Here is a 1,283-nt window from a genome sequence, read left to right as displayed (position 1 = left end):
CAGGGCTGACGCATGATCACTTTTCGCTCAACCTGATCAAGCTTCGCTCAGTCCAGCAGCAATATGAGCGGTTGGGCTTGTCCCTTTCGCGATAAGAGAGTAAATAGTGGCGATCTTGACCAACTTTGCTTCGTTATGGCCCAAAAACCTTTGCTCAATTATCTCGAAATGCTCCCAGACCCGCGCCTGCCGGCGAAGTGTTCACACGTTTTATCAGAGGTCGTTTTCATGGCAAGTTGTGCCATGATGTGCGGATTCGACACATGGAGTGAGATCACCTTGTTTGCCAAAGAGCGGGAACAATGGTTCCGGCGGTGGCTGACATTGCCTGGTGGCATTCCTTCGCACGACACCTTTAACCGCGTCTTTGCCATCCTGCCACCCGATAGCCTGAAAGCCATTTTTCAGGAATGGATTGGCGACATTCTGGACGATGAAAAGCTGTCGGGGCAACTGGCGATTGATGGCAAGTCGCTGCGTGCGACGGCTAAAGGTAAAGGAGCCAATGCCGTTCATATGGTCAATGCCTGGTCAACCGAGTTGGGCATCTGTATTGGCCAGCAAAAGGTTGCCCAAAAATCCAACGAGATAACGGCAATACCGGTGCTACTTCAACAACTTGAGTTGGCGGGTTGCCTAGTCAGTATCGATGCGGCGGGCACCCAAGTGAACATTGCCGACACCATTCTCAAACGGTCCGCAGACTATCTATTGGCTGTCAAAGACAATCAACCCACCCTCAACGCCGAGGTTCAAACCAGGTTTCAGGCGTACTGGGACAGCACAACAACAGATGAACCAGGCCCCGGGTTCAGCGAACAGTTTGACGCTCAGCATGGCCGGAAAGAGCATCGACGGTGCTGGGTTATTGCCGTTGATGAACACATGCCGGTTTGTCAGTCATGGAAAGCCAAGACCATTATTGCCGTGCAAGCCGAACGAGTTGTAAGTGGAAAAGGGCATGATTTCGTTAGATTTTATATGAGTAGTCGGGTGCTGGATGCCGCTACGGCACTCAAGGCAACCCGTTCTCACTGGTCCGTAGAGAATCTGCTGCACTGGACGCTGGACATTGCATTCGGTGAAGATCAACTTCAGGCAAGAGCAGGCCATGCAGGTGAAAATTTGGCCGTTATCAGGCAATGGATCCTGAACATGTTGAAACGCAACACGTCACGCAAACTGAGCATGGCGAACAAACGAAAGCTGTGCTGCCTGAATGACGATTATTTATTCGAATCCATGGGGCTGTTTAAATTGTGAACGCTGATGCGTCAGCCCTG

The 1,283-nt window shown here is 51.3% G+C and carries 1 protein-coding gene; it reads left to right on the top strand.

What is annotated here, in order from left to right; translation table 11 throughout:
* The first annotated feature begins 135 nt into the window (after positions 1-135).
* Complete coding sequence (locus HNR62_RS16035) at positions 136-1,263, top strand: ISAs1 family transposase (RefSeq protein ID WP_204797084.1); 1,128 nt, start codon at positions 136-138, stop codon at positions 1,261-1,263.
* Positions 1,264-1,283: the final 20 nt, after the last annotated feature.

Source organism: Oceanisphaera litoralis, from assembly GCF_016907015.1.
Taxonomy (GTDB): Bacteria; Pseudomonadota; Gammaproteobacteria; order Enterobacterales; family Aeromonadaceae; genus Oceanimonas; species Oceanimonas litoralis.
Note: the sequence above shows the minus strand (reverse complement) of the source record. Positions and strands in the feature narration are given on the sequence as shown.

Bases quoted from the DNA above. Each gene is read 5' to 3' on its own strand.
- HNR62_RS16035 (WP_204797084.1), top strand. From the start codon at position 136: ATGGCCCAAAAACCTTTGCTCAATTATCTCGAAATGCTCCCAGACCCG.